Origin of the sequence: Bifidobacterium asteroides (assembly GCF_019469425.1) — a bacterium.
GTDB lineage: Bacteria > Actinomycetota > Actinomycetes > Actinomycetales > Bifidobacteriaceae > Bombiscardovia > Bombiscardovia asteroides_I.
This window is the reverse complement of the sequence record NZ_CP048272.1, coordinates 395,765-419,424: the sequence shown is the minus strand read 5'-3', so window position 1 is coordinate 419,424 and position 23,660 is coordinate 395,765. Positions and strand designations below refer to the sequence as shown.

Annotated in this window: 22 protein-coding genes; 9 read left to right on the top strand and 13 right to left on the bottom strand. The window is 55.6% G+C overall.

The annotated features are described in order from the left end of the window. Positions 1 to 23 precede the first annotated feature (23 nt). From GYM67_RS01545 to GYM67_RS01535, 3 genes are all read left to right on the top strand, one after another. Positions 24 to 1,127 carry an ABC transporter substrate-binding protein gene (locus tag GYM67_RS01545; RefSeq protein ID WP_220236819.1) on the top strand — a complete coding sequence of 368 codons (1,104 nt, stop codon included), beginning with the start codon at positions 24 to 26 and terminating at the stop codon, positions 1,125 to 1,127. Continuing rightward, positions 1,124 to 1,912, top strand: coding sequence for an ABC transporter permease (locus tag GYM67_RS01540; RefSeq protein WP_220236818.1), 789 nt, complete (start codon positions 1,124 to 1,126; stop codon positions 1,910 to 1,912). The genes GYM67_RS01545 and GYM67_RS01540 overlap by 4 nt, the downstream gene beginning before the upstream one ends. A 179-nt stretch (positions 1,913 to 2,091) precedes the next feature. Beyond that, entirely contained in the window at positions 2,092 to 3,099 is a 1,008-nt protein-coding gene (locus tag GYM67_RS01535) for a DUF805 domain-containing protein (RefSeq protein WP_220236817.1), read from the top strand. Positions 3,100 to 3,150: 51 nt separating this feature from the next. Here GYM67_RS01535 and GYM67_RS01530 read toward each other — a convergent pair whose 3' ends face one another. Both GYM67_RS01530 and GYM67_RS01525 read right to left on the bottom strand, forming a co-directional pair. Continuing rightward, entirely contained in the window at positions 3,151 to 4,017 is an 867-nt protein-coding gene (locus tag GYM67_RS01530) for a hypothetical protein (RefSeq protein ID WP_220236816.1), read from the bottom strand. Positions 4,018 to 4,092: 75 nt separating this feature from the next. Beyond that, positions 4,093 to 4,749 carry a histidine phosphatase family protein gene (locus tag GYM67_RS01525; protein ID WP_220236815.1) on the bottom strand — a complete coding sequence of 219 codons (657 nt, stop codon included), beginning with the start codon at positions 4,747 to 4,749 and terminating at the stop codon, positions 4,093 to 4,095. A 213-nt stretch (positions 4,750 to 4,962) separates the two neighbouring features. On the opposite strand from GYM67_RS01525, the gene GYM67_RS01520 reads away from it, so the two are divergent. The 3 genes from GYM67_RS01520 (at position 4,963) to GYM67_RS01510 (ending at position 7,347) form a co-directional block, all read left to right on the top strand. Continuing rightward, positions 4,963 to 6,300 (top strand): MFS transporter, encoded by a 1,338-nt coding sequence (locus GYM67_RS01520; protein WP_220236814.1) that lies wholly within the window; start codon positions 4,963 to 4,965, stop codon positions 6,298 to 6,300. Between the two features lie 78 nt (positions 6,301 to 6,378). Beyond that, positions 6,379 to 6,885 carry a GtrA family protein gene (locus GYM67_RS01515; protein ID WP_220236813.1) on the top strand — a complete coding sequence of 169 codons (507 nt, stop codon included), beginning with the start codon at positions 6,379 to 6,381 and terminating at the stop codon, positions 6,883 to 6,885. A gap of 114 nt (positions 6,886 to 6,999) precedes the next feature. Next, positions 7,000 to 7,347, top strand: coding sequence for a phenylpyruvate tautomerase MIF-related protein (locus GYM67_RS01510; RefSeq protein ID WP_220236812.1), 348 nt, complete (start codon positions 7,000 to 7,002; stop codon positions 7,345 to 7,347). Positions 7,348 to 7,501: 154 nt separating this feature from the next. On the opposite strand, the gene rplI is transcribed toward GYM67_RS01510, so the two are convergent. The 7 genes from rplI to GYM67_RS01475 form a co-directional block, all read right to left on the bottom strand. Beyond that, the gene (rplI, locus tag GYM67_RS01505; protein WP_220236811.1) at positions 7,502 to 7,951 is read right to left on the bottom strand and encodes a 50S ribosomal protein L9; all 450 of its coding nucleotides are present in this window, start codon (positions 7,949 to 7,951) and stop codon (positions 7,502 to 7,504) included. Between the two features lie 14 nt (positions 7,952 to 7,965). Continuing rightward, complete coding sequence (rpsR, locus tag GYM67_RS01500) at positions 7,966 to 8,214, bottom strand: 30S ribosomal protein S18 (protein ID WP_015021310.1); 249 nt, start codon at positions 8,212 to 8,214, stop codon at positions 7,966 to 7,968. A gap of 36 nt (positions 8,215 to 8,250) precedes the next feature. Beyond that, positions 8,251 to 8,865: a single-stranded DNA-binding protein gene (locus tag GYM67_RS01495; RefSeq protein ID WP_220236810.1), complete on the bottom strand. Its 615-nt coding sequence runs from the start codon at positions 8,863 to 8,865 to the stop codon at positions 8,251 to 8,253. Positions 8,866 to 8,988: 123 nt separating this feature from the next. Then, positions 8,989 to 9,285, bottom strand: a complete 297-nt coding sequence (rpsF, locus tag GYM67_RS01490; RefSeq protein ID WP_015021308.1) for a 30S ribosomal protein S6 — start codon at positions 9,283 to 9,285, stop codon at positions 8,989 to 8,991. 139 nt (positions 9,286 to 9,424) lie between these two features. After that, on the bottom strand, positions 9,425 to 10,420 hold the full coding sequence (gene rfbB / locus GYM67_RS01485) for a dTDP-glucose 4,6-dehydratase (RefSeq protein ID WP_258561585.1): 996 nt from the start codon (positions 10,418 to 10,420) through the stop codon (positions 9,425 to 9,427). Between the two features lie 653 nt (positions 10,421 to 11,073). Beyond that, positions 11,074 to 12,345 carry an ABC transporter ATP-binding protein gene (locus GYM67_RS01480; protein ID WP_220237348.1) on the bottom strand — a complete coding sequence of 424 codons (1,272 nt, stop codon included), beginning with the start codon at positions 12,343 to 12,345 and terminating at the stop codon, positions 11,074 to 11,076. Next, positions 12,345 to 13,184, bottom strand: a complete 840-nt coding sequence (locus GYM67_RS01475; protein ID WP_220236808.1) for an ABC transporter permease — start codon at positions 13,182 to 13,184, stop codon at positions 12,345 to 12,347. Before GYM67_RS01475 ends, GYM67_RS01480 begins: the two co-directional genes overlap by 1 nt. Before the next feature lie 131 nt (positions 13,185 to 13,315). Here GYM67_RS01475 and GYM67_RS01470 point away from each other — a divergent pair, with 131 nt between their 5' ends. After that, positions 13,316 to 14,503, top strand: coding sequence for an acyltransferase family protein (locus GYM67_RS01470; RefSeq protein ID WP_309485628.1), 1,188 nt, complete (start codon positions 13,316 to 13,318; stop codon positions 14,501 to 14,503). Between the two features lie 27 nt (positions 14,504 to 14,530). Here GYM67_RS01470 and GYM67_RS01465 read toward each other — a convergent pair whose 3' ends face one another. The 4 genes from GYM67_RS01465 to GYM67_RS01450 form a co-directional block, all read right to left on the bottom strand. Next, positions 14,531 to 16,429: a DUF6020 family protein gene (locus GYM67_RS01465; protein WP_220236806.1), complete on the bottom strand. Its 1,899-nt coding sequence runs from the start codon at positions 16,427 to 16,429 to the stop codon at positions 14,531 to 14,533. A 120-nt stretch (positions 16,430 to 16,549) separates the two neighbouring features. Next, complete coding sequence (locus GYM67_RS01460; RefSeq protein ID WP_258561534.1) at positions 16,550 to 17,482, bottom strand: glycosyltransferase family 2 protein; 933 nt, start codon at positions 17,480 to 17,482, stop codon at positions 16,550 to 16,552. Continuing rightward, complete coding sequence (locus GYM67_RS01455) at positions 17,482 to 19,179, bottom strand: glycosyltransferase (protein ID WP_258561533.1); 1,698 nt, start codon at positions 19,177 to 19,179, stop codon at positions 17,482 to 17,484. Before GYM67_RS01455 ends, GYM67_RS01460 begins: the two co-directional genes overlap by 1 nt. Positions 19,180 to 19,550: 371 nt before the next feature. Further along, a complete protein-coding gene (locus GYM67_RS01450) occupies positions 19,551 to 20,252 on the bottom strand; it encodes a metal-dependent transcriptional regulator (protein WP_220236803.1) in 702 nt (233 codons plus the stop codon). Positions 20,253 to 20,427: 175 nt separating this feature from the next. On the opposite strand from GYM67_RS01450, the gene GYM67_RS01445 reads away from it, so the two are divergent. Next, positions 20,428 to 21,870 carry an Nramp family divalent metal transporter gene (locus GYM67_RS01445; RefSeq protein ID WP_220236802.1) on the top strand — a complete coding sequence of 481 codons (1,443 nt, stop codon included), beginning with the start codon at positions 20,428 to 20,430 and terminating at the stop codon, positions 21,868 to 21,870. Positions 21,871 to 22,176: 306 nt separating this feature from the next. After that, the gene (locus GYM67_RS01440; protein WP_220236801.1) at positions 22,177 to 23,619 is read left to right on the top strand and encodes a catalase; all 1,443 of its coding nucleotides are present in this window, start codon (positions 22,177 to 22,179) and stop codon (positions 23,617 to 23,619) included. The last annotated feature ends 41 nt before the right edge of the window (positions 23,620 to 23,660 follow it).

Here is a 23,660-nt window from a genome sequence, read left to right as displayed (position 1 = left end):
GCCGGAGAGGCAAGGTGACAGTGATGAGCATGTCGGGGAACAGAGGCTCCAGGAGAATTCCCGGCCACAAACTGATCATGCGGGCGCTCGCCCTGGTAGCTGCGCTCTGCATGGCAGCTACGAGCGCAGCCTGCGGTGCCAAGGGGGCAGAGAACAAGGCCGATGACGGCTCCAGGCTCTCCTTCATGCTGGACTGGACGCCCAACACCAATCATGTAGGCATCTACGTGGCCCGGCACCTAGGCTACTTCGACAAGGCCGGCCTGAAGCTGACCATCCTGCCGACGGCCCAGGCAGGAGCCGAGACCTCCGTTCAGAACGGGGTCGCCGACGTAGGCTTCTCCAAGCTGAGCAACCTGGCCACCTTCAACTCCCAGGGAGCCGACCTGCGGCAGGTCTTCAACATAGGCCAGCATTCCGTGGCGCGCTGGTGCTCGCTGGCCTCGCGCACCGACATCCAGACCCCCAAGGACTTCGACGGCAAAACTTTCGTCAGCTTTGGCTCGGCTGAACAGACGGCCGTAGTCAAGCAGATGATCCGCTACGCAGGAGGCAAGGGCGACTTCAAGCGGGTGACCAGCGGCACCAACACCTTCGCCGCACTGACCAGCGGCAAGGGCGACTTCGCCGGCTTCTACGCCAATTGGGAAGGCGTGCAGAGCGAGCTCAAGGGCCCAGCCCTTCACTGCTTCACCCAGGCCGACTGGGGAGTGCCCGGCAACCCCGACCAACTGGGCTTCGTGGTCAAAAATTCCTGGCTGCGGCAGGCCGGCCACCGTCGCGCCTTGACGGCATTCGTTAAGGCCTGCCTGAAGGGCTACGACTACGCCCTGAGCCATCCCGACCAGGCGGCGGACATCCTGGTCAGGGAGACCAAGGGATCGGCCATCGACCCGACCCTGGCCAAGCGCTCCATGGAGAGCATCGTCAAGGAAGGGTACTGGGTCGACAGCCCGGAGCAAAAGAGCATCAGCGGGCTGATCAACGTCAAGGATGCCCAGGACTATCTGGACTTCCAATTCAAGGCGGGCACCTACCGGGATGCCAAGAAGGGCGACCCCAACAAGGCCCCTCGGGCCACGGACCTGTGGACCGATCGCTACGTCCGGGAAGCAGCTGGTCGATGAGGGTGCGGAAGCAGGGCAGAGCCCGGGCGTTGCCTCCGACCCTCACCCTGCTGGCGCTCCTGATCATCTGGGAGCTGGCTGCCCGGCTGGGCGGAGTCAGTGAACAGGTTCTGCCAGCGCCCAGCCGGGTCCTGGCTGCCACAGTGCAATCCCGGGAGGACCTGCTGCCCGCCACCGCTATCACCCTCCTTGAAGGCCTGCTGGGCTTCCTCCTGGCCTCGGTCCTGGGAATAGTGATCGGCCTGGCACTCTACCGCTGGCGAACTCTGCACGACGCCCTCTACCCCCTGATCGCCGGCGCCCAGATGATCCCGCTGATCACCGTCGCCCCCCTGTTCGTCATCTGGTTCGGATTCGAGCCCCTGGGCAAGGTAGTCATCGTGGCCGTCTTCGCCCTCTTTCCCATCGTGGTCCAGACCTACCGGGGCCTCAAGTCCGTACCCCGCTTCTACCAGGACGTGGCGCTGAACTGCGGGGCAACTCGAATATGGACCCTCTTGCATGTCAAATTGAGAGTGGCCGCAGGACAGATCTTCGGCGGCCTGCGCATCAGCGCCGCCTATGTTTTCGCCACCGCGGCCACCTCGGAGTATCTGGGCGCCAGAAACGGCCTGGGCATATGGCTGCAATCGGCCTTCAACTCCTTTAGAACTCCACTGATCTTCTCGGCCACCCTGGTCATCATCCTGCTGACCGCCCTCCTGCTGGGCCTGATCACCCTGACCGAACGGCTGCTTCTGGGCGATGCCAGCGACGATCATATGGTCAATCCGGACGACGAGTGAACCGCCCTGCAACAGCAATCACATACCGGATCCGACAAACCAGCCCGAGGGAATATGACGAGTCCTCCATCCCCTGCACTACCCATGACTGGCAAGCAGAAGAAATGGCCTGCCATAATAGGAACATACAGAAGAATCAGATCCGGAATAATCAACAGAAGATGAGAGGGACAATATCGATGAGCTATCCAGATGATACGAACAACGGGGGCCAGAGCCCCAATGACCAGGGTTCGGCCAACGGCTGGACCCAGAACGATCAGGCAGACGGAACCGCCTCAGGACCCACGGCTTACCTGAATCAGCCTCAACCAGGACAATCCGGCTATGCACAGCCAGCTTCGGATCAGAGCGACATCTACCATCCGATCAGCGAAGTCCAAAGACCTGCCGACGACCACCGCCAGGAACAGGCCTACCAAGAGCAGCCATATCGTCAGCAGCCGGACTACAACCAACAACAGCCCTATGGCCAGCAGTACTATGGACAACAGCAGGCGCCCTATGGCCAAGTTCCGAATCCCGACCAAGCCAATGGTCAGCCCAATGGCACAACCCCGCCGTCCGGCTATGCATCGGGCAACCCTTATCAGACACCCGAGGGTTGGTCGCAGGCAGGCTATCAATCGGGGTATCAAGCAGGCCAACAGCCCGGGCCTCAGATTCCACAGTATCCAGCCTATCCCTATGCGGATGCCGGATTCAATGGCGAGCCGCCACTGAACGCGCCCTGGTACGGCATTGACTTCGTAAGCGCCTGCAAGCGTTTCTTCGTCAAATACGCGGTCTTCTCCGGAAGGGCCTCCCGTGGGGAATATTGGTGGCCTGTTCTCATGGTCTTCCTCATCGACTTTGCGCTCTCGCTCATCACCTCAGAATTCTTCTTTGTGGGACGGATCCTGTCCCTCCTGGTTACCCTTGGATTTTTCATACCGAATCTGGCTGTGGGCGTACGGCGACTTCACGACACCAACATGTCCGGTCTCTGGATACTTTTGCCCTTCGTAAGCGAGCTGGTGGGCGGCATCCCTCTGGTCTTCGCCATCATAGCTATTATAGACGGGCACCCGGGATCCTCGCTCTCCCTGCTTGGCTTGGGCGCATTGATCATGATCGCCGGAGCCGTCGCCGGGATCATTCTACTGGCCCGGCCTAGCGATCCACGAGGAGCCCGCTTCGACCGCTGAATCTTCTCTGCCCTTCGCCTTGACCGACGCCAAGGAGAAGGGCAGAAATTCTTAAAGCTCCACAGGAGGCTTGTTGAGGTCCTCGGGCACATGGGCGAACTTGGCCTGCAGAGCCTCTCGACTCTTGCGCTCATCATCCTCCTTGGCCTTGCGCTTGGCCTCCTCGGGGTCCCAGAGCACCTCCTGACGATGGCGGTCCCACTCAGCGCCCACCAGAGGGGCCAGCAGATCGGCGAAAGCCTCAGGATCATTCAGCAATCCCAGGGCGTGGACGACATCCTCGTCAGACAGGAAAGCCCGGGGAATGCCCAGTCGCTCGTTGAGCTCATTGACATAGACCAGGATTGGCGCGGCGGCCGCAGCATGGCCAGGGTCAGCGCCTGCACGCTGAAGCAGATCACGGCAGATCTCCAGACTCGCAGCAAGGGCCTGGGCCACTTCCTCCTTGTCCTGAGAAGATTCGGAAGATTTGTTCTGATCCTGCAGGGACTGCTCGGCCTTGGCCACTCCGGCAGCCACATCCTGCTGCCGGGCCTGGTCCCAGCCGCTGCCCAAAGTGTCAGCCAAATCCGCAAGCGCCTTGGACTGGTCGCCCTGCGCCTGTGCAGCCGCCTCGATGGCGTTATTGGCCGCCATGAGGGCATCCACCAGCTCCTGAGGACGTCCGGGGATGTCCTCAGCACCCTCATAGACGTATTCAGCGTCAGGGATAGTCACATCCTCACCCGTCATCAGCTGTGCCAGCACCATGCTGATGCGCACCTGCAGGTCCTCCGCATACTTGGCGTCGTTGGCCAGATGCTCGGCCTTTGTCAAGGGCCAAAGGTCCACCAGCCTGGCCCCCTGTTCAGCTGCCTCAGCCACGGCGGGCCGTCCGCTTATCGACTCCGCGCTCGATTGCACATCCACCATGATCATCACGCTCCTTCATCGGGTTCTCGGACAGTCTTCCACGACAGTATCCCCTGCCATCCTAGGCCGCTCAAGCGGTCTTCACACGCCTGCCGCAGGGTTTGCATAGGCGATTCCCAGCACTTTGCCGGTAGCGCAGTCAAGGGTGATAGAGGTCACCGAGGCCAGGGCAGTAGCCCGGAGGAGCATATTGTGCTCGGGATGGCCGGTCTCCAAGAGGTGGCGATACGACCAGATGGGCGACTCATGTGAAACAGCCAGAACCTGTGCATCAGGATGGCTGCGGACCACCTGCCGGACAAAATTCCCCACTCGCCGGGCGATCTGCCGATAGGACTCCCCCCAGCTGGGACGGCGTAGATCCAGAATCAGCCTCAGGTTGGAGGGCCGCCAGAGGGCCCCCTGCCCATGACCGATGCGCTTGCCGCGGAATTCGTTGCCGGCCTCGATCAGACGACGATCGTATTTAGGTTCCAACGGTTTCAAGCCGTGCTGGGCACGGGCGGGGTTGATCTGCTCAAGCAGGATGGCCGTGGTCTCCCTGGTCCTGTCCAGCGGAGAGGAGTAGACGGCTTCCAGATCGCGCATGCCGGGAGCCTCGGCCATAAAGCGGGCCGTCGCCTCGACCATGGCCCTGCCTCTGTCAGACAAATGGAATCCCGGCAATCGCTCATAGAGAATATGATCGGGATTATCAACCTGGCCATGACGGACGAAATGAATGGTCGTCGCAGGCACGACCCACCTCCCAAACTCCCCGACGAGCCTCATCAGTGGCCATGACGGAGGGTAGAATTATCAGTATCCCAATGGCACCCGTCAGGTGCCGATATGGTTACCACTGTAGCAGTCCCCCCAGCAGCCTCACATCCCTTCATACGTGGGGAAGGTCCTGAGGAAAACATGCTTCGGGACCGTGCAAACACCCTAGGAAAGCGAGACGAACAGCCCATGCCAAGGCAATTGAAGGCAGCTCTGGTCGAAGCCGGCCGCAGGGTCTTCGGAGGATACTCGGCGCTCCTGCAACTGCCTCACACGGCACAGTTCGCAGTGGGGTCGGTCATTGCCTCCATGCCCTTCCCCATGGTGGGCATGACCATCACCATCTCGGTGCAGCACTACTACGGCAGTTATGCCCTGGCCGGCGCCCTGACCGCCATCCAGGCCGTGGCCCTGGCCCTAGTCAGCCCAATGCTGGGCAAGATGGTCGACAAGTTCGGCCAGCGACAGGTTTCCATCCCCACGGTTCTGGTCTGGATCGTGGCCGCCACAGTCCTGATCACAGCCATCACCGCCCATGCTCCCACCTGGGTGCTCTACCTGGTCACCCCCTTCATGGCGGCCATTCCGCCCTGGGGAGCCATGAGTCGCAGCCGGTGGACGCATCTGCTTCGTGGCGACCATCGAGCCACCAACCAGGCCCTGTCCCTGTCAGGGGTATTCGACGAGGCCATGTGGGTGATCGGCAACCCACTGGCTTCCATCCTGGCGGTCATTTCAGGCGTGTTGGCCTTCTCCTTCACTGGGATCTGCGTGCTGGTGGGAGCCTTTATGTTCCTCTCCTGCCGAGAAACCGAGCCGCCCTCACAGACGGACATGGCCCGCGCCCAAGGCATCACCCGCAAAAAGTACAGAGAACGGCAAGCTCAGCAGGTGGCTAGTCTGCGGGCCCAGGAGGGCGGAAACAGCCGCAGCGGCGCCTTCTGGAGCGCTGGCATGATCGCCGTCTGCGCCACTTGGTTCGGTCTGGGAGCTTTTCAGAGCGCAGCGTCCATCTCCATCATCGCCTTCGCCACAGAGCAAGGGATGAAGCAGATGACCGGGTTCGTTTTCGCCTGCTTCTCCTTCAGCTCCCTGGTCGGCGCCCTGCTTTACGGGGCCAAGAACTGGACTATTCCACTCTGGAAGCGTTTCTACTTCTGCCTGCTGGTGGTCAACCTGGGTATCGGAACCTTCATGTTTGCCAGGAATCTGTGGACCATCATGGTCATCTATCTGATCATCGGCGTCTGCCAGGCACCCACCTGGATCAACGGCAACCAGCTCATGCTCCACCTGGTGCCGCCCATCCGCTTCACCGAAGGCATGGCCTGGCTGAGTGCCATGAATTCGATCGGGTCCTCAGCCGGTTCGGCAGTGGCCGGGCAGTTCATCGACCGTTACGGGTCCCAGGGCGGATTCGGGGTGGTCACTACTCTAGCTCTGGCCTCGCTGGCCATCGCCTTTGTAGGCTTCCGTCAGATCCGCAACAGCACCGAGGAACCCATTCTGACCGAGCTGCCTGCCTAAGGCCATAACGTAAGGCTTTTGCGCACAAGCGGCTCCTGGTACACCACCAGCGCAGGAGGAATGATTGAATAGACTACCGTGCGTAGATTAATCGGACAGCTGCTCAAGTTCGGCATCGTGGGCATCATCGCCTTCCTGATCGACATCGGCATCATGAATCTGCTGATCATGGGGCCGCACCTGAACAATGTCCTGGCCGGAGCCATCTCCTTCCTGATCTCACTGGTCTTCAACTACCTGGCCAGCATGCGCTACGTCTTCAAGCATCGGGAAGACATGGCCCGGTGGATGGAAATGACGGTCTTCCTGGTCTCCTCGGTCATCGGCCTGGGGATCAACGAAGTAATCCTGTGGACAGGCACTGCCATGCTGCCCCCGGATGCCATCACCACCATGCACGCCCGCTACCTGCTCTATTCAAACATCGCGAAGATCACAGCCACCGTGGTGGTGGCCATCTGGAACTTCCTGATCCGCAAGTGGCTGCTGGACGCGCCCGCGCCTGGCAAGCCGGTCAACCCGCGTTCAGTGGCTCACCGTTTGGGCGCCTGGTCCCTGCGTCACCGGCCCTTCGGCTGGCGCTGAGCTCATCAATCTGGTCGAGGCTACTATGGGAGACGGAAGTATAGTCAGCCATCCGCCAGGCGGGCCGAATCGTCTTGATTGGGTCATGGCCGGACGGACCGGAAAGGAAGCGCCATGCCCGTCATCCACACTCACGTAAGCACACCCCTTACTGCCGAACAGCGCAATCGGATCAAGACCGCCTACGGCAAGGCCATCACCGCTGTCCCCGGTAAGTCTGAAGGCTGGCTCATGTGCCCCTTCGAGTCGGACATGCCCATCTACTTCGGTGGTGATGACAGCAAGCCCGCAGCCTATGTCGAGGTCAACGTCTTCGGCAGCGCTGTCCCCAAGTCCGCCTGGGAAAGCCTGACCAAGACCATCATGGACACACTGGAATCTGAGCTGTCCATCCCCAAGGACCGCATCTACATTCGCTACACGGCCACTACCGACTGGGGTTGGAACGGCGGCAACTTTTAGAGCAGGCAATCCCCTGCAAGACATAAGGAGGCCTTCCCGCGCATATACCTGCTGCGGGAAGGCCTCCTGCTTAAGCCCGGATCCCTATTCCGAAGGATCGTTAAGGGGTGATCGGGGTCAACGGATTGAAGATGGCCGTTGACCCCAGGATTTGCTACTCTGCGACAACCTTGACCGTAAAAGCAGCCGAGATCTCGGGATGCAGGGCCACAGTTGCCGGGAATTCGCCAGTGGTCTTGATGGTCTCCACGGAGATAGCGCGGGGATCGACGTCAGCCAAAGGGCGAAGAGCCTGGGCGATGGCATCGCTGGAGATGCCGCCGAAGAGCTTGCCCGAATCGGACACCTTGGCTGTGATCTCGACGGTCTGCCCATCGATGGCAGCCTTGGCAGCCACGGCATCCTCACGGGTGGCCATGGACTTGGCTCGACGGGCCCGCCGCAGGGACTCGATCTGCGCAGCAGCGCCCTTGGACCAGGCGAAAGCCAGTCCCTGGGGGATAAGGAAGTTGCGCGCATAACCGGGCTTGACCCCGACAACGTCGCCTTTGTGACCCAGATCGGTTACGGTATCGGTCAGAATAACCTTGGTTTCCTTTGCCATAATCCGGACCTCCCTCAGCGACCGTTGGTGGCGTAGGGCAGCAGGGCCATCTCGCGGGCGTTCTTGATGGCCTTGGAAATCTCGCGCTGCTCCTGGACGGTGACGCCGGTGATACGGCGGGAACGGATCTTGCCGCGGTCAGAGATGAACTTGCGCAGCAGAGCCACGTCCTTGTAATCAATGGTATGAATCTTGGCAGCCCTCAGAGGATTCGGCTTCTTCTTGAAGGGCTTGACCGGCGGTTGCGGCCTCTTGCGTGACATATGTTCTCCTTAAATGAATGATGACGCTATGAAACTTCAGAATTCGGGTTCGTCCCCGGAACCACCGAACTCGCCGGTGGACCCGAAGGATCCGAAGGAATCGCCGGACCCGGTCGATGACCAGGGATCCTGAGCAGGGGTCTGCTGGTTCTGCGCTGGCTGCTGACGACCCATAGGAGCCGATGCCGCGCCGGCGCCACCCTGGTAGGAAGCCCCACCCTGGTAGCCGCCATTGGCGGATCCTGCGAAACCACGGGATCCACCGCCACCAGTGTTGGAGTTCCTAGTGACCTGGGCGGTGTTCCTTGTCAGTGCGGGTCCAATCTCGTCCAGACGCAACTCCACGACCGTGCGGTTATTGCCCTCACGATCCTGATAGGAGCGCTGCACCAGACGACCCTGAGCGATCACCCTCATGCCCTTGGCCAGACTGGCCTGGATGTTCGAGGCCATGGGACTGTAGGTGGAATCCCAGGCCGAGCAACGCATGAAGAGCGAGTCGCCGTCCTCCCACTGCCCCGAGTTCCTGTTGAACTGCCTGGGCGTGGACGCGATGGTCAGGTTGGCCACCGTGCCTCCGTTGGAGGTCGTACGCACCTCCGGATCCGCAGTGAGATTACCCACTACGGTGATATATGTATCTCCCGCCATGTCACGACCTTTCCTAGGAATGAGGACTTGGGAATGGGCCTGCTGGGGCGAATCCCGCACCCTTGAACCATCGACGCGGGGCTCGAATCTCAGCCGACGCTCCGACGTCCTTTTGCTGTTTGCTTACTTGTCATCCTTGCGAAGAATCTTGGTGCGGATGACGGACTCGTTCAGGTTGAGCACACGATCGAGCTCAGCGCTGGCAGAAGGCTCGCAGGTGTACTCAACCACCACGTAGTTGCCTTCCTTATGCTTGTCGATCTCGTAGGCCAGCTTGCGACGGCCCCAGACATCGATGTTGTCGACGGAGCCGCCTTCCTTGGTGACCACCTCGAGATACTGGTCGGTCAGCTTCTTCAGCGAGCGCTCATCCATGGCCGGATCGGCAATGAACATCAATTCATACTTGTGCGCAGACATCACCCACCTCCTTTGGACTTACAGGTCACGGACCTTCCGTGACAGGAGGGTGTATTGCACGCCAATCGTGGCAGAACAATCCTCTGGCCACGATAGGAACCCGACTAGTTTACATCGAAGGGTGGTACAGCCACAAATATCAGTGTCCCTGCTCCCGATAGCGAGCCTCGACCGCCTGCTTGTCACCCGCCCACCACTCGCGGTGACGACGATACCAGTCGATCGTCTCAGACAGACCCTGCTCGAAGTCACAGTGCAGAGGCCGCCAACCGAGATCCCGCTTTATCTTTCCGGCATCGATGGCATATCTACGATCTCCGCCGGGCCGATCCGCCACCAAATCGAATTCGTCGGGTCCGCGCCCCATGATGCGGAGGATCTTCTGGAGCACCTCCATGTTGCTCAGCTCGCCATCCGCCCCGATAAGGTAGGTTGATCCCGGCGCTCCATGGACCAGAATGCTCCAGACGGCCCGGCAATCATCCTGCACGTGGATCCAATCCCGGACCGCTCGACCCTGGCCATAGATTCGTGGGCGGATTCCAACGAGGATGTTGGTAATCTGCCGAGGAATGAATTTCTCGATGTGCTGATAGGGACCGTAATTATTAGAGCAGTTGGAGATAGTCACCCGGGTCCCATAGGTACGCCACCAGGCACGCGCCAGATGGTCCGCCCCTGCCTTGGTGGACGAATATGGGCTTGATGGCCGATATGGACTGGTCTCAGTGAAGCGGCGCGGATCATCGAAGTCGAGATCGCCGAAAACCTCATCAGTGGATACCTGATGGAAGCGCAGGTCGTGGCGACGGGCCGCCTCCAACAGAACATAAGTGCCATAGAGATTGGTCCTGATGAAGGGGGCAGGATCCTGGATGGAGTTGTCGTTGTGCGACTCAGCCGCAAAATGGACGATGGCATCGACATGATATTGGCGGATGGTCCATTCCACGGATTCGGCGTCGCAGATATCGGCATGGACCATGTCGATACGATCGGGAATAAGGCCATGGAGGTTGTCCATCTTGGCTGCATAGGTGAGCAGATCGTAAACCACAATGCGCGTGTCAGGATGGCGGGCCAACACATAGCGCACAAAATTCGTGCCGATGAACCCGGCACCCCCCGTCACCATCAGGCATGAGGGCCCAGCCGACTCATGGCCTTCGACTCTGTCCGAACGACGTTCAGACTTCTTACCCTCGCCCATCGCCAAGTACCCATTTCCAATCGTCCGAATGTAATGCATAGGTATACAAATCTATGACCTATACTTCTATGACCTATACTGTCAAGTCACAAGAACTCCCACCCACCACGGTGACAGCATTGCCATCATTCTCTGATTAACCCCACAGAAATCGATCATACATTCGGCTCACTGCAAGAAAGGCCTTTATGAATAAAACCAATATCCTTAGTCGTCTTCAAATTGGTACTGCTCTTCCTAATGTACAAGATCCCAATAAGCAAGTTCGAAGCCGATAACACTATCAGACATGCACGACCAGACCTGGGTCAGTTCGTACCCATCGATAAATCCTTCACGCATTCATGGAACCTTGCATATCCACACAACGAACCATAATGACGGCATTCACACTGACGTTCTGTCATAAAGGCCACAAACATATGCGTCAGCAGGAACTATACGTAGGCAAAGCATGCAACTATATACATCGGTAGCCAAAACTAGAGAGTAGACTTCATCAGGAGTTTTCAAGCCCAACCGACTCAAGAAGCCTATAATTTCCTAGCTTTTGAGAAAGAGGCACACATGACGACGAACTATAGAGATTCCCCACCCAGCACTTTGATTTGCAGACCGCGATCGCTTAGCATCGCATAATCCCTATTCCGTTTGTCGCGGATGGCAAAGACACACGAATTCTCGTCACTGGTAAATGCGATCATTTGTGTTGGAGCATCTTTATCCGTCTCTCCGGAATCATTGACACGCAAGGAAACGACAAGGCGGAACTCGCCATTATTGAAAATGTTCAATGGCATCGAGCAATGTACTACACGATGACCACAGCCTTTCAAAGGAATGGAACCTGTGTCATAGGCGATACCACCGCGTCGAGTGTCATGCATAGCAATAGCCATATAAAGATGGTCATATTGTGCACATTCGTATTCCACATCGAAGCGGAAAGTATCTGAACTCCTGCAGACCGACGATGATACCGGGTAGGAACGCAAGATGGGGACCTGGGCACTGAGACCGGTTGGATACTCGTTCTTGCCCAACTTATTATCATTGTACTGTTGGTCCGTATTCTTAAGATTCTCCAAGGTGTACCGGTTGGCGACATCATCTTTGTCGCCATTAATCACCACATGGCCGTCCTTGAGCAAAATTGCCCGGTCACAGTACTTCTTCACGGCACCCATGTCGTGGGTGACGAGGATGACCGTCTTGTTGGGATCTTTCTTGACCTCGGTGAAGTAATCATCGCATTTGCGTTGGAAAGCCTCATCGCCTACGGCAAGAACCTCATCCAGAATCAGTATGTCGCCCTGGGCTTTGATGGCCACGGAAAAAGCCAGGCGCACCTGCATGCCGCTGGAGTAGTTCTTCAGCTTCTGATCCATGAACTCGCCCAGTTCAGCAAAATCCACGATGTCATCGTACATGGCGTCGACCTCACTGCGGGTGAATCCCAGCAAGGCTCCGTTCAGGTAGACGTTCTCGCGACCAGTCAGCTCCGGGTTGAAACCCACACCCAATTCGATAAAGGGCACCAGCTTGCCCGTATAGGAGATATGGCCGTGCTCAGGATAGTAGATGCCCGAAATCAGCTTGAGCAGGGTTGACTTGCCACTGCCGTTGCGTCCGACGATGCCGAAAAAGTCGCCCCGATGCACCTGGAAGGACACATCCTGCAACACCTGCTGCTCCTTGTATCCCTTGATCCCCCGGGTCCAGTTGATAAATGCCTGCTTGAGCCCTGTGGCTTGTTCTGTAGGCAGACGAAAGACCTTGTCCACATGCTCCACGGACAGAACCACGGGCCGATCGTCTTTCCGACGAATTAGCTCCCCAGCCTTGCTCATCACATCACCTCGGCGAATTTGCGATTGTACTTGCGGAATACGCATACACCCAGCACCACGATGATCACAGTGAGCAGGATGGGGACCATGGTCACGAATGGATTGCCGACCTGATTCCACACAGTGGGGGTGGTCTCCGGAGCGATGAATGAATGCCGGATATCCTGGATGGATTGCGCTATAGGGTTGAGCAGAAGCAACTTAGCTACGACAGGACCCCACCAATGGTGGATTCCCGACACGGCCGTCAAAGGATAGATAACAGGAATGGAATAGAAGATCACCTGTTGCAGCACGTCCCAGATATGCGACACGTCACGGAAGTAGACGTACATGGTAGCCATGATCAGCGTAAAGCCCAAGGCCAGAATATACAACTGGAATACGCTGATGGGCAGCAACAGGACTCTCCAAGTGAAATGCACCCGACAGAAGATGGCGAAGATGAGGACCACGATCAGGTTGATGCCGTAACTGATCAGCGCCCCCATGGTGGCTGACACAACCACGATGTAATTAGGGAAATGCACCTTGCGCAGAAGATCGCCACGATCCACCACAGAACGCAGACCTATGGAAGTTGACTCGTTGAAGAACTGCCAGGAGCTTATGCCCAGAAGCAGCACGACGGGATAGGTCGGCGTGCCATCGGTCATCCTGAGGAATTTAGCAAAAACAAGGTACATGACCACGAAGAGCATCAAGGGCTGCAGGACCGACCAAGCCACGCCAAGGAAGGATCCCTGATACCTGAGCTTGAAATCGGTCTTGACAAGTTCACGCAGGATAACCAACGAATAATGGTACCGCTGGCGTAATCTATCTACGATGCTTCTCACAAACGTACAGACTACCAAACAGCTGTGAAAGATATTCTCCTATCTCTGCATCCTCACAAATAACAACGTCAGTCTGATACTCGTCATGAACTGCGACAGGTAGGTCCCAGGCATTATCCTGTGACATATTGATGCCTTTTCGATGGGAGATCAAAGTTATGCCTCGACCACATAAGCCTCTGAATCGATCGACGCGCAACCTCAACATCGAGATCCTCCGGATATTGGCAATGCTGTTGGTTGTCTACTGCCATATGATCATCCACGTAGATTTCACCAATGGCACCTCACGCATCGTATTGCCCATGTTTCCAGGCTGGAAATCTGCGATCAGCTTCACCATCGTACAATACGGTCAGGTTGGCGTTTCAATCTTCTTTATAATCTCAGGATATTTCCTCGTTGAGAAGCAGTTTTCGTGGCGACGGATCTTCTCGACCTGGTTTCAGATGTTCTTCTATGCTGTTTTATGCCTCGTAATTGCAATAATTGCGAAACAGTTCCATACCCTGCCTTTCGATATGGATGGGCTCCTATCCGGCTCTCAATCCATTGATACATTGCTGTGGAGTTTTTGCCCGTTCTTGTACAACAGCTACTGGTTCATTGATGCATACATTCTCATGCTGCTTCTCAGTCCATTCATAAATTCGCTATATGCGCACATGCCCAGAAAACGAATTCTTGCTCTGATCGCTCTTTTCTTATTTATTGGCGCTTGGCCTTTATTCTTCAGCAAAGCCACTAACTGGAACAATGTCGTATATGCTGTACTCGGGTACATGATTGGCGCCTACATCCGTAGTTACCAAGATTCATTGCGCGCTATATCAAATGGCGCGCTGGCCGCCTGCATGATCTTATGCACCGCACTCATGTTAGGTTTTAACCATTTTGTCTTATCGGAGTCTCACTGGGCACAGATACTGACCTGGACTGCACAAATCCATCAGGGCCTGCAAATATTGCCCATCTGCATTGCCTTCTGTCTTTTTGTGTCAGCTTGTCGACTGCCGCAGATTCAACTTCCAGGCATATTGAGCACTTGTCTGCTGCGCATATCAGCCGGGACCTTCGGTGTCTACCTCTTGCACGAGAACATGTTTGGATTCCGATTCATATGGGGAATGGTTGCCTCCTGGCTCCCAAACATATCAGACAAAATCAGCTTGGTTCTGATCTGCGTATTCACTGGTTTACTCACTTTCGCTGTTCTTGATGTAATAGCTGTATTCATTGACGGATTGCTCACCCACCCTTTGCGGGATCTCATCATTAATAAAGTACACAGAATCCAAGGAGCGAAGCAGAAAAACTAGCTGATCAACTCAGCTTTTACGTTAATGTCACCCGCTCACATGATGTGGTACGTGATTATCACCTTTTATGAACGGAATGGCTATCGTCAACGCGAAAATAAACAGGAAACAAAGCGAGTACCGAGGACCATGTGCTGCTAATAGCAGGAGAGTGCCCCAAGTCGCAATACTAGGTATTAGATATAACAGGTCCCGGTACCGCTTGTTCGCCACAGTAAGTCCCAAAGCTATCACGGGTAGCCATAATGTGTATAAAGCCTCACTGCCCAGGAAAGAGAACGGAGGAATCTTATTCAGGGCATCAGTTAAAGGTATGCCGATCTTTTCCTGCGTATAGCTGGGCTTACAATCAGGATACCCTTTAAGCAGCTTAAAGCCGCCGGCCTCCCACCAACCGCAGCGCACAGGACCACTGAAATAATAGGTATTCCCAAACACGAACGAATCAACTAAGTACGGTACTGCGGCAATATAATCCTTTGGGTAACGGAAGAAGAGCCGTATCCAAGTCTTGATAAATTGTTTCCTGTCTTTGGAACTCGAATTTATCTTATATCCATAATGTTTGGCGTAATCGGCCGAACTGTCCCTCCAATGTGACGCTGCGCGGTCAGTATCTACTACTTTATTAATCGTTTCACGATCAGATTGGGACAATTCGTCTTTGTGAAGCGTTGTCACCTTCGACAATTGCTGAATGGGAACAGAAAGAGCCTCTTGTGGCCCCCCTGGCGCAATGTCCAAGGCTGGAAGGACCGCCATAGGCACAAGTCCCATCACCAACGCAGCTGGAATGAGTGTGGACACAAGCAAGGAGATAATTTGTTTTCTAAGGACAATCAACAATAAGCAAAGCGATAGGGTCGTAACGTAAATGCCGGTTTTTTTGGTCAACCCGGAAAGCACACCCAGCACGACTAGCCCCGTCACCAGTTTCCAACCAACTGGTTGATTATTATTGCACCGATAAAGAGTTTCGAAGAAAGCTACCATCCATAGCAAAAAGATGGAAATCCAGGTCGAGTCCTTTACTATAGCGCTCATATACATGGGAAAAGCCGGAAGAAAAGCTGCCAGGCACCAACAGACACAAGTACAAGAGTCAGGAAGATTAGTGCGCTTCCTAAGCCAAACGAAAGAAACCACAAGAGCAAATGCTGTGGCAATGCTTTGCAGCACGACCAGTATGCAAAAGCCAAGAATCTCGTGACCAAGCCGTACTCCAAGCTCATCGAACAGCCCATATAGGTAGGTATCCACAAAGGGATGATGGTCCTGTCCGGCATAACCCGGTAATTCAACCATCATCATGGGATCCCACACATGACCCGTGCGGACCTGAATCAGCTGAACCATAGTGTCAAAGCCAAGATTCGCGGGCCCATTAATTATCAGCATTGGCACCCAGCAAAGGACCGTGACGGCAGTAGCTAAGGCCAGATGGCCTGGTGTACCATCAAATAGTCTGGCCCCTTTCTCCCAGATAGTGGTATGCCCTGGAGGAGCGATTGCATCCTTGACATCTAGGCTTGTAAGCCCGCTCAAGCCGACAGTTTTGTGGATCAACCAACAGAAACCAACAGCAAGAAGAGAGCCTACTGACAATAATTGGACAAAAACCACCAACCAAAAGATAGCCTCATGCCATCGGGGCACACCTCCAAGATAGTCTGGATAGGTGTTGAAAGGCGTAATTGTCTTCTTGACCAACCGGGGAATGACAACTGAAAGAGCTAAAACGAAAGCGACAATAGAAGCCGTCAGACGATTTCGCATCCCTGCCTTTTTGAATTCTGGATAAAGCTTGTAGAACAATAACCCAATTCCCAAAGCAAGCACAATGGAGCCCACAGGGCCCACCTGAGCAATGGAATCTAATCCACGTGCTGTCAAATTGCTAAAATTATCGAAGGCCGCAGAATCCACGTTTCTGAATGCCAGAGATTGGGCCCCAAGGATCCCAACGCCCACAGACAGAAGACATCGCGTTTTGTCTAATCGCGCCCTATTCGCCACCATAGCCACTTAAGCCCCCTTCTGGACCGCCTATAGCTGCGGATAATCGATTGACGGGTTGAACCGTATCGCTTCCACAAGTTTTGCATACATTTGCCAACGCAATTTCTTATCAACTCGCCCTATCCGCATGCTATGCCAGACTTGGAAACAAAAGATACAATAATGTGCCAAACTCTTGTGATGCAGCCTATAAGATCCCTGATTACGGATGCCGTAAGCGAACTTCCAAGCATTCTGCTTATTAATCATTGAAAAATTGACTCCAATGTTGTCGCCCATATCGTGCACTACGACGCTATCAAGAACCTGGACTCCAGGGCAGTCGCCAGCAATGCGCATGGTGTATTCGGCATCATCAAACCAGATGAAGTACTCCTTGTAAGGCAGACCATAGGCTTCCATCACCCAGCGAGGAATAAGCACCGATACAAAAGATGCCTGATTAACCAGCACCAGATCTCTGAGACCCAAGGCTCGAAGCCTGCCCCAATCCCAAGTCGGCACAGGATTATTCATTTCTGAAATAGTTCCATCAATATATTTGATTAAAGAACAGGCAAAGGGGATATCGGGACTGAGGGCCTCAGTGGCATGCTCATATCCCTGAAGCAGCTTCTCCAAGGCATCCTGCTCAGGGTATCCGTCGTCGTCAAAGATCCACACATAATCGGCACCTATCCGATATCCCTCACGCATTCCAGTAGAGAAACCCCCAGCCCCACCGACATTCTCCGGCAGAGTAACTATGCGGAGATCCATCCTGCCCTCAAGCGGAAATGCATTTTGATATTCATCCAGGTAATCCGCAGTCCCATCGGTCGAGGCATTATCAACAATGATCAGGGTCTTGGGCAGACAAGTCTGCGCCTCCAAAGAGGCAAGCACCTTCTTCAATTTCGCAAGACGGTTGAAAGTGACAACGACAGCGGCCACATTCTGCTGATTATCCGCAGTATTCATCACTTTGCCCATTCTCCCAACATCCGCGTGAAGAAGGAGTCGGCCGATTCCTTCCTCGAAAACTCCTGAAGCCTTTCTAACTCAACCTGCCACAACCGCCTGCGATCCTCTTCGCGATCGTCCATCCGCCGCAAGGACCGAGCAGCTTGTCTAACCAGTCCCAAGGACTGTCGAGGCAAGAGCCCTTGAACGGGAACCAGTGTCGATTGGGAACCGACATCGGCGCTCAACACAGGTATGCCTCTGCTGATGGCCTCGGTGGTGGTGAGGGTAATGCCCTCATTGATCGAGGTAATCAGCAAGGCATCCGCCCAATCATAAGTTGCAGAAACCGGATGAGAGACATCACGACATTCCACTACATGGCCAAGGCCATATTTTTCCAGAAGTTTGCTTACCTCCATGTCCATATCGCCACTGCCGTGCATAATGAACCGGAAACGACCGGGACAACGATGCTCTAATTCTTTGGCGACATTGATAAAGGCTTCAGGACGCTTCTGTCTAGTCATCCTTCCCACAAATGCAACATGGAAAGTGCCTTGCTCCACCCGATCTTTATACGATGGATGCATTTGATCAGTAGTCAGCCCAATCAATGGCGCCATAACCACCTTGTCTGCCGCTACGTCATGACCGTGTATCAGCCAATCCTGCAACTGTGGCGAAATGACGTGATGCATATCAATGTAAGCGTCACGGCTCACGCTCTGCCTAGGATACCCGCCTTGATCATGATATTCCAGAATGTGCAGCGAATCTACTATGACCGTCTGGGAATAATACCGCTTAATCCACCAGAGCCGATCGTACATCCATTGATTGTGGTGAATCATGACACCTTTGATATTGTACTGCTCAAATAACGCCCTGAGCAAGGGCACATCACCAATGCCCTCCTGCCCGGGAAAGGTCAGATTGAGAACTAGAGCATCATCCAGGTCTTTGCTGACGATCCAAGGTTCTTGACTGTCGATATTGGTAATGACGATAGGTAGCAACCCGGCCTTACGGGCCAAAGCGACTGTCTCCATGGCCCAACGCTCAGCTCCTCCGGGCTGCAGCCAATGCATGGCGATGATTGCGGCTTTTGGAGCAGAGGAGTCCGGTTGACTTGGTACAACAGGCTGATGGGGATGATGTATGGCCTTATGGACGAATGACTCACTAACTGATTCAGGTTGATAGGCCTCAATATCTTTGTAGCTTGCCTTTTCGCGCACCTTCCTAAGCAGCTCACGTATTTGATCGAACAAAAGAGGAAAATGCAACTCGCAGTAATTGTAAATCTGGTTGCGCATAGGCAATCGAGATGACATGTTTCGACTCTTGACTGTCATGTCTGTGGCATCGTCCGGAGTCAATAGGATGTAACGCACGTTCCAGTCGACTATCTGATGATAGGGGTCAAAATAATGAGGTGTGAAAGCAGTTTTTGGCTTGGATGTAGACCTGGCTTTGAACTCCATTATTGGTTTGAGACCAGCATACTTAGTCAGACCACCATTTAGCGTCGTAATATCAGTCAGGCGAGGATACTGCCAATCCTCACCCATGTAGATCCGATAGAGCAGTTCTCGGTTAGGCTGTATCAATGAATGGTAGTTGACTGCGGAAATAACCAAACGACGTTGCCGTTTGCTCAAGCCATCAAGTTGCTTCCAGATTTCGGGTCCGGTTTCAAATAGCTTCTGCATGTGGTTAATACTAACTTGAGCATGGTACGCAGTTCTGATATGTAACTCGCTATTACCCATAAGTTTCATAATCCCATGCAATAACTCACCACATGTTATTTATATAATAAGGTCGCTATAGCCGTGTACTTGTTTTGTTATATCGCAGGGAAGTAATTACAGACAAATCCAACTCATGAAGAATCTCAGAAATGCCACTAACGACAAGGTGATGGCCATTTTATGCACATGACAACAACTCAGCAAAGAAGACGAGCCGCATAGAGCAGAGACAGGACGAAACCGTCTATGCCATTATCAACAAGAGCATGAGGCCAACCGCGGCAAATAGTGATGCGATTCAATATAGCAAACGTCGAATAGCTCTCTGATCAGATAAGACTGACCTGAATCAGCGCAGCCTGTTCTTTAGACAGTACGAGAAGGTCGTCTGAAACGGAACCGAATCCGGAACGCATATCTGTCAGGTTTACGGCTAATTCATTATCAGCCTGCCGTTTTTCCACCTGCACCAGACAGCCAGGTCCTATCTTGCAACTGCTGAGCGCACGAAGTATTCGCGGATCCTCGTCGCTGACTCGTTGCACCCTTACCGTCGCCCCGTCAGCCACATCCGAGAGAGGTCTGACGGTTGTAGGCATGGGTGGTAAGTCTCCCTCAGCCGATGGTATGGCATCACCATGTGGATCCGCAGTAGGGTGTCCAAGATAATCGTCGATACGGTCCACCATCTTGTCGGAGACAGCGTGCTCGAGGCTGTCCGCCTCCTCATGCACCTCATCCCAGCCATAGCCGAGGACCTGCACCAGGAAGGTCTCCAGCAGTCTATGGCGCCGAACCATGGTGACCGCATAGCGACGACCGGTCTCAGTCAGCTCGACCTTGCCGTAAGGCCTGTGGGTGACCAGACCGGCATCGACCAGACGGCCCAGCGCACCTGAGACCGTCGACTGTTTCATACCTGTCCTATCAGCAACCGCAGTGGGTTGGACAGGGCCCTGGTCCCATTCCTGAAGATCCCAGATGACCTTGAGGTAATCCTGGGCGCTGGAGGACAATTCGGCAATTCCCATGTTCCACAGTGTATAGCACAGCCTTATGGCACGACCCGCAGGTAACCCCGCGGACATATTTCGACATTGTCACAGATCACTCCTGGTATTCTTCATCAAGCGCCACTAGACTTCGAAGGGTCGAAGTCTATAGCCGGCCACACGACCGCCACGGTCCAGAATCAAGGAAGGTGACATGCCGAACACCCAGACCCGACCCGCCTCAGGGTCCGCCAGTCCAGCCGGATCCGAAACAAGGACTCCGCCATCCAGTCGGCAGCACCAATCCCACTCCATCGTCGAGACGGCCAACGGGCGCTCCCTGCAGGAGATCAACGCCTCGGTGAAAGTGCCCAAATCCACCACCTCTTTCTGGAAGAACCTGGCAGCCTTCTCCGGCCCGGGCGCTCTGGTGGCAGTCGGCTACATGGATCCGGGCAACTGGATCACCTCCATCGGCGGCGGCGCCCAGTACGGCTACCTGCTCATGAGCGTCATCCTCATCTCCAGCCTGATCGCCATGATGCTCCAGTACATGTCGGCCAAGCTGGGGATCGTGACCGGTCTAGACCTTGCTCAGGCCACACGCCAGCACAGCAGTCGCCGGCTCAGCTTCGCTCTCTGGATCTGCACGGAGCTGGCAGTGATGGCCACTGATATCGCCGAGGTGATCGGCGGGGCCATCGCTCTGAAGCTGCTCTTCGGCATTCCGCTAATCCTAGGGGTGACGCTGACTGTCCTGGATGTGCTCATCCTCCTGTTGCTGACCAAGATTGGTTTCCGGCGCATCGAAGCCATCGTGGCCACCCTGATTCTGGTCATCATGGCGGTCTTCCTTTACGAGGTCTTCCTGGCCAGGCCGGACCTGCCGGCGGTCTTCCGCGGCTTCATTCCCGACAAGGCCATCCTGGGCAACGGCCAGCTGACCATGGCTCTAGGCATTGTGGGTGCCACGGTCATGCCTCACAACCTTTACCTGCACTCATCCATCGTCCAGACCCGTGACTTCGACCGTAGCGACGACCGTCAAGTTGCCAACGCGGTCCGGTTCGCCACTTGGGATTCCAACATCCAGCTGTCTGCCGCCTTCGTGGTCAACTGCCTACTGCTGGTGCTGGGTGCGGCCATGTTCTTCGGACACGGCGAAGGGCTGGACACTTTCACCGCTCTCTACAAGGCTCTTGGCGACAAGACCATCGCCGGGCCGGTGGCATCCGGCCTCCTCTCCACCCTCTTCGCTGTAGCCCTGCTGGCCTCAGGTCAGAACTCGACTATCACCGGCACCCTGACCGGGCAGATCGTCATGGAAGGCTTCATCCGCATGAGGATCCCTCTCTGGCTGCGCAGGCTGGTCACCCGTGTGATCTCCATCATCCCCGTGCTGATCTGCACCATCGCCTTCGGCGGCAAGGAGTCCGCCCTGGATAGCTTGCTGGTCTACTCCCAGGTCTTCCTGTGCGTGGCCCTGCCCATATCCATGATTCCCCTGGTCTGGTTCACCTCCTCCAAGAAGATCATGGGCAAGTACGCCAACCCTCGATGGATGGCCTTCCTCGCCTGGATCATCGTGGCTGTCCTGACCGGGCTCAACATCCAGTTGGTCATCCAGGATGTGGGAGAACTCATACAGATGCTCTGACAGGAGTGCTTCGACATGAGCCGCCGCCATTTGGCGCAGCCGGCGGCTTTCCTGCAGGTGCCTGCCACAGGCTCATCTCTCTTTGGCGGCCCATAAGCATCTTGCTTGATTGGTGACATATCCGACTCTCATCCCGCGCGCATATCCAACAGTTCCATCCTCTCTCAGATACGGTAGAAGCAGCGGGACTTTATGAGGAGTCCTGCTATCAGCGATTGAGCGGTTAACCAGGAGCAGGGCCGTAGACCTGGCCCGCATGGGACTGTCGATCGCAAGCATCATGGAAGTAAGAGGAATCGAGCAGATATGAACGACAAACTCACCACCAGCGAAGGGCAGCCCTGGGCAGACAACAACCATAGCCAGACGGCGGGCACCCGCGGACCCATCCTCATGCAGGACTACCAGCTTCTTGAAAAGCTCGCCCACTTCAACCGCGAACGCATACCGGAGCGCGTGGTCCACGCCAAGGGGGCCGGAGCCAAGGGAACCTTTACCCTGACCAAGGACATGAGCGCTTACACCAAGGCAGACCTATTCAATGGAGCTGGCAAGACCACGCCCATCCTCCTGCGCTTCTCCCAGGTGGCCGGCGAATCGGGCTACCCCGACACCTTGAGGGACGTGCGCGGCTTCGCTCTGCGCTTCTACACTCAGGAAGGCAATTACGACATTGTAGGCAACAACACTCCGGTCTTCTTCGTCAATGATCCCCTGAAGTTCCCCGACTTCATCCACTCGCAGAAGCGCGATCCGGCCACCCACCTGCGCAGCCAGGAGATGCAGTGGGACTTCTGGTCCCACTCCCCTGAGTCCGTCCACCAGGTCACCTATCTGATGGGAGACAGGGGCAACCCGGCCAGCTACCGGAACATGAACGGCTACGGGAGCCACACTTTCAAGTGGGTCAATACGAAAGGCGAGCAGTTCTGGGTCAAGTACCACTTCCTGAGCGAGCAGGGCGTGAAGAACATGACCGATGAGACCGCAGCCAAGATCGCCTCTGAGGACACGGACTTCCTCCTGCATGACCTCTACGATGCCATCGACCAGGGCGACTACCCCAAGTGGAAGGTCTGCGTGCAGATCCTTCCCTATCACGAGGGCCTGGACTATAAGGACGATATCTTCGACGTGACCAAGGTGGTCTCCAAGAAGGACTATCCGCGCATTGAAATAGGCGAGTTCGTGCTGGACACCAACCCGACCAACTACTTTGATGATGTGGAGGAGGCGGCCTTCTCCCCCGCCAACTTCGTTCCCGGCATCGAGCCATCGCCCGACAAGCTGCTGCAGGGCCGCCTGTTCGGATACAAGGATGCCGAGCGATACCGTCTGGGCGCCAACTACGAACAGCTACCCGTCAACCGACCCGTCAACCAGGTCCATAACTACGAGCGCGACGGCTTCATGGCCCAAGGCCAGGACGGTTCGGTCAACTATGAGCCCAACAGCAAGGGCGGCCCTGTGGAGGACCACGATGCCCGTATGCATGGTGATGCCGTCCAGGGACAGACCGAATACTCCCGCCCCTACGACACGGACTACTATTCCGCCGCCGGCCGTCTCTACAGGCTGATGAGCCCGGAAGAGAAGGACCGCCTGATCCAGACCATCAAGAACACCCTGGGCTCCGTCGATGACCAGGAAATCCGGGTTCTAGAGACCAAGCAGTTCTACCAGGCCGACCCCGACTACGGCCGGCGTGTGGCCGAAGCCCTTGGCCTGTCCTTGGACCAGATCGAGTAGATTCAACCAATCCCGGCTCATCCCGACTCCTTTATCAGCGC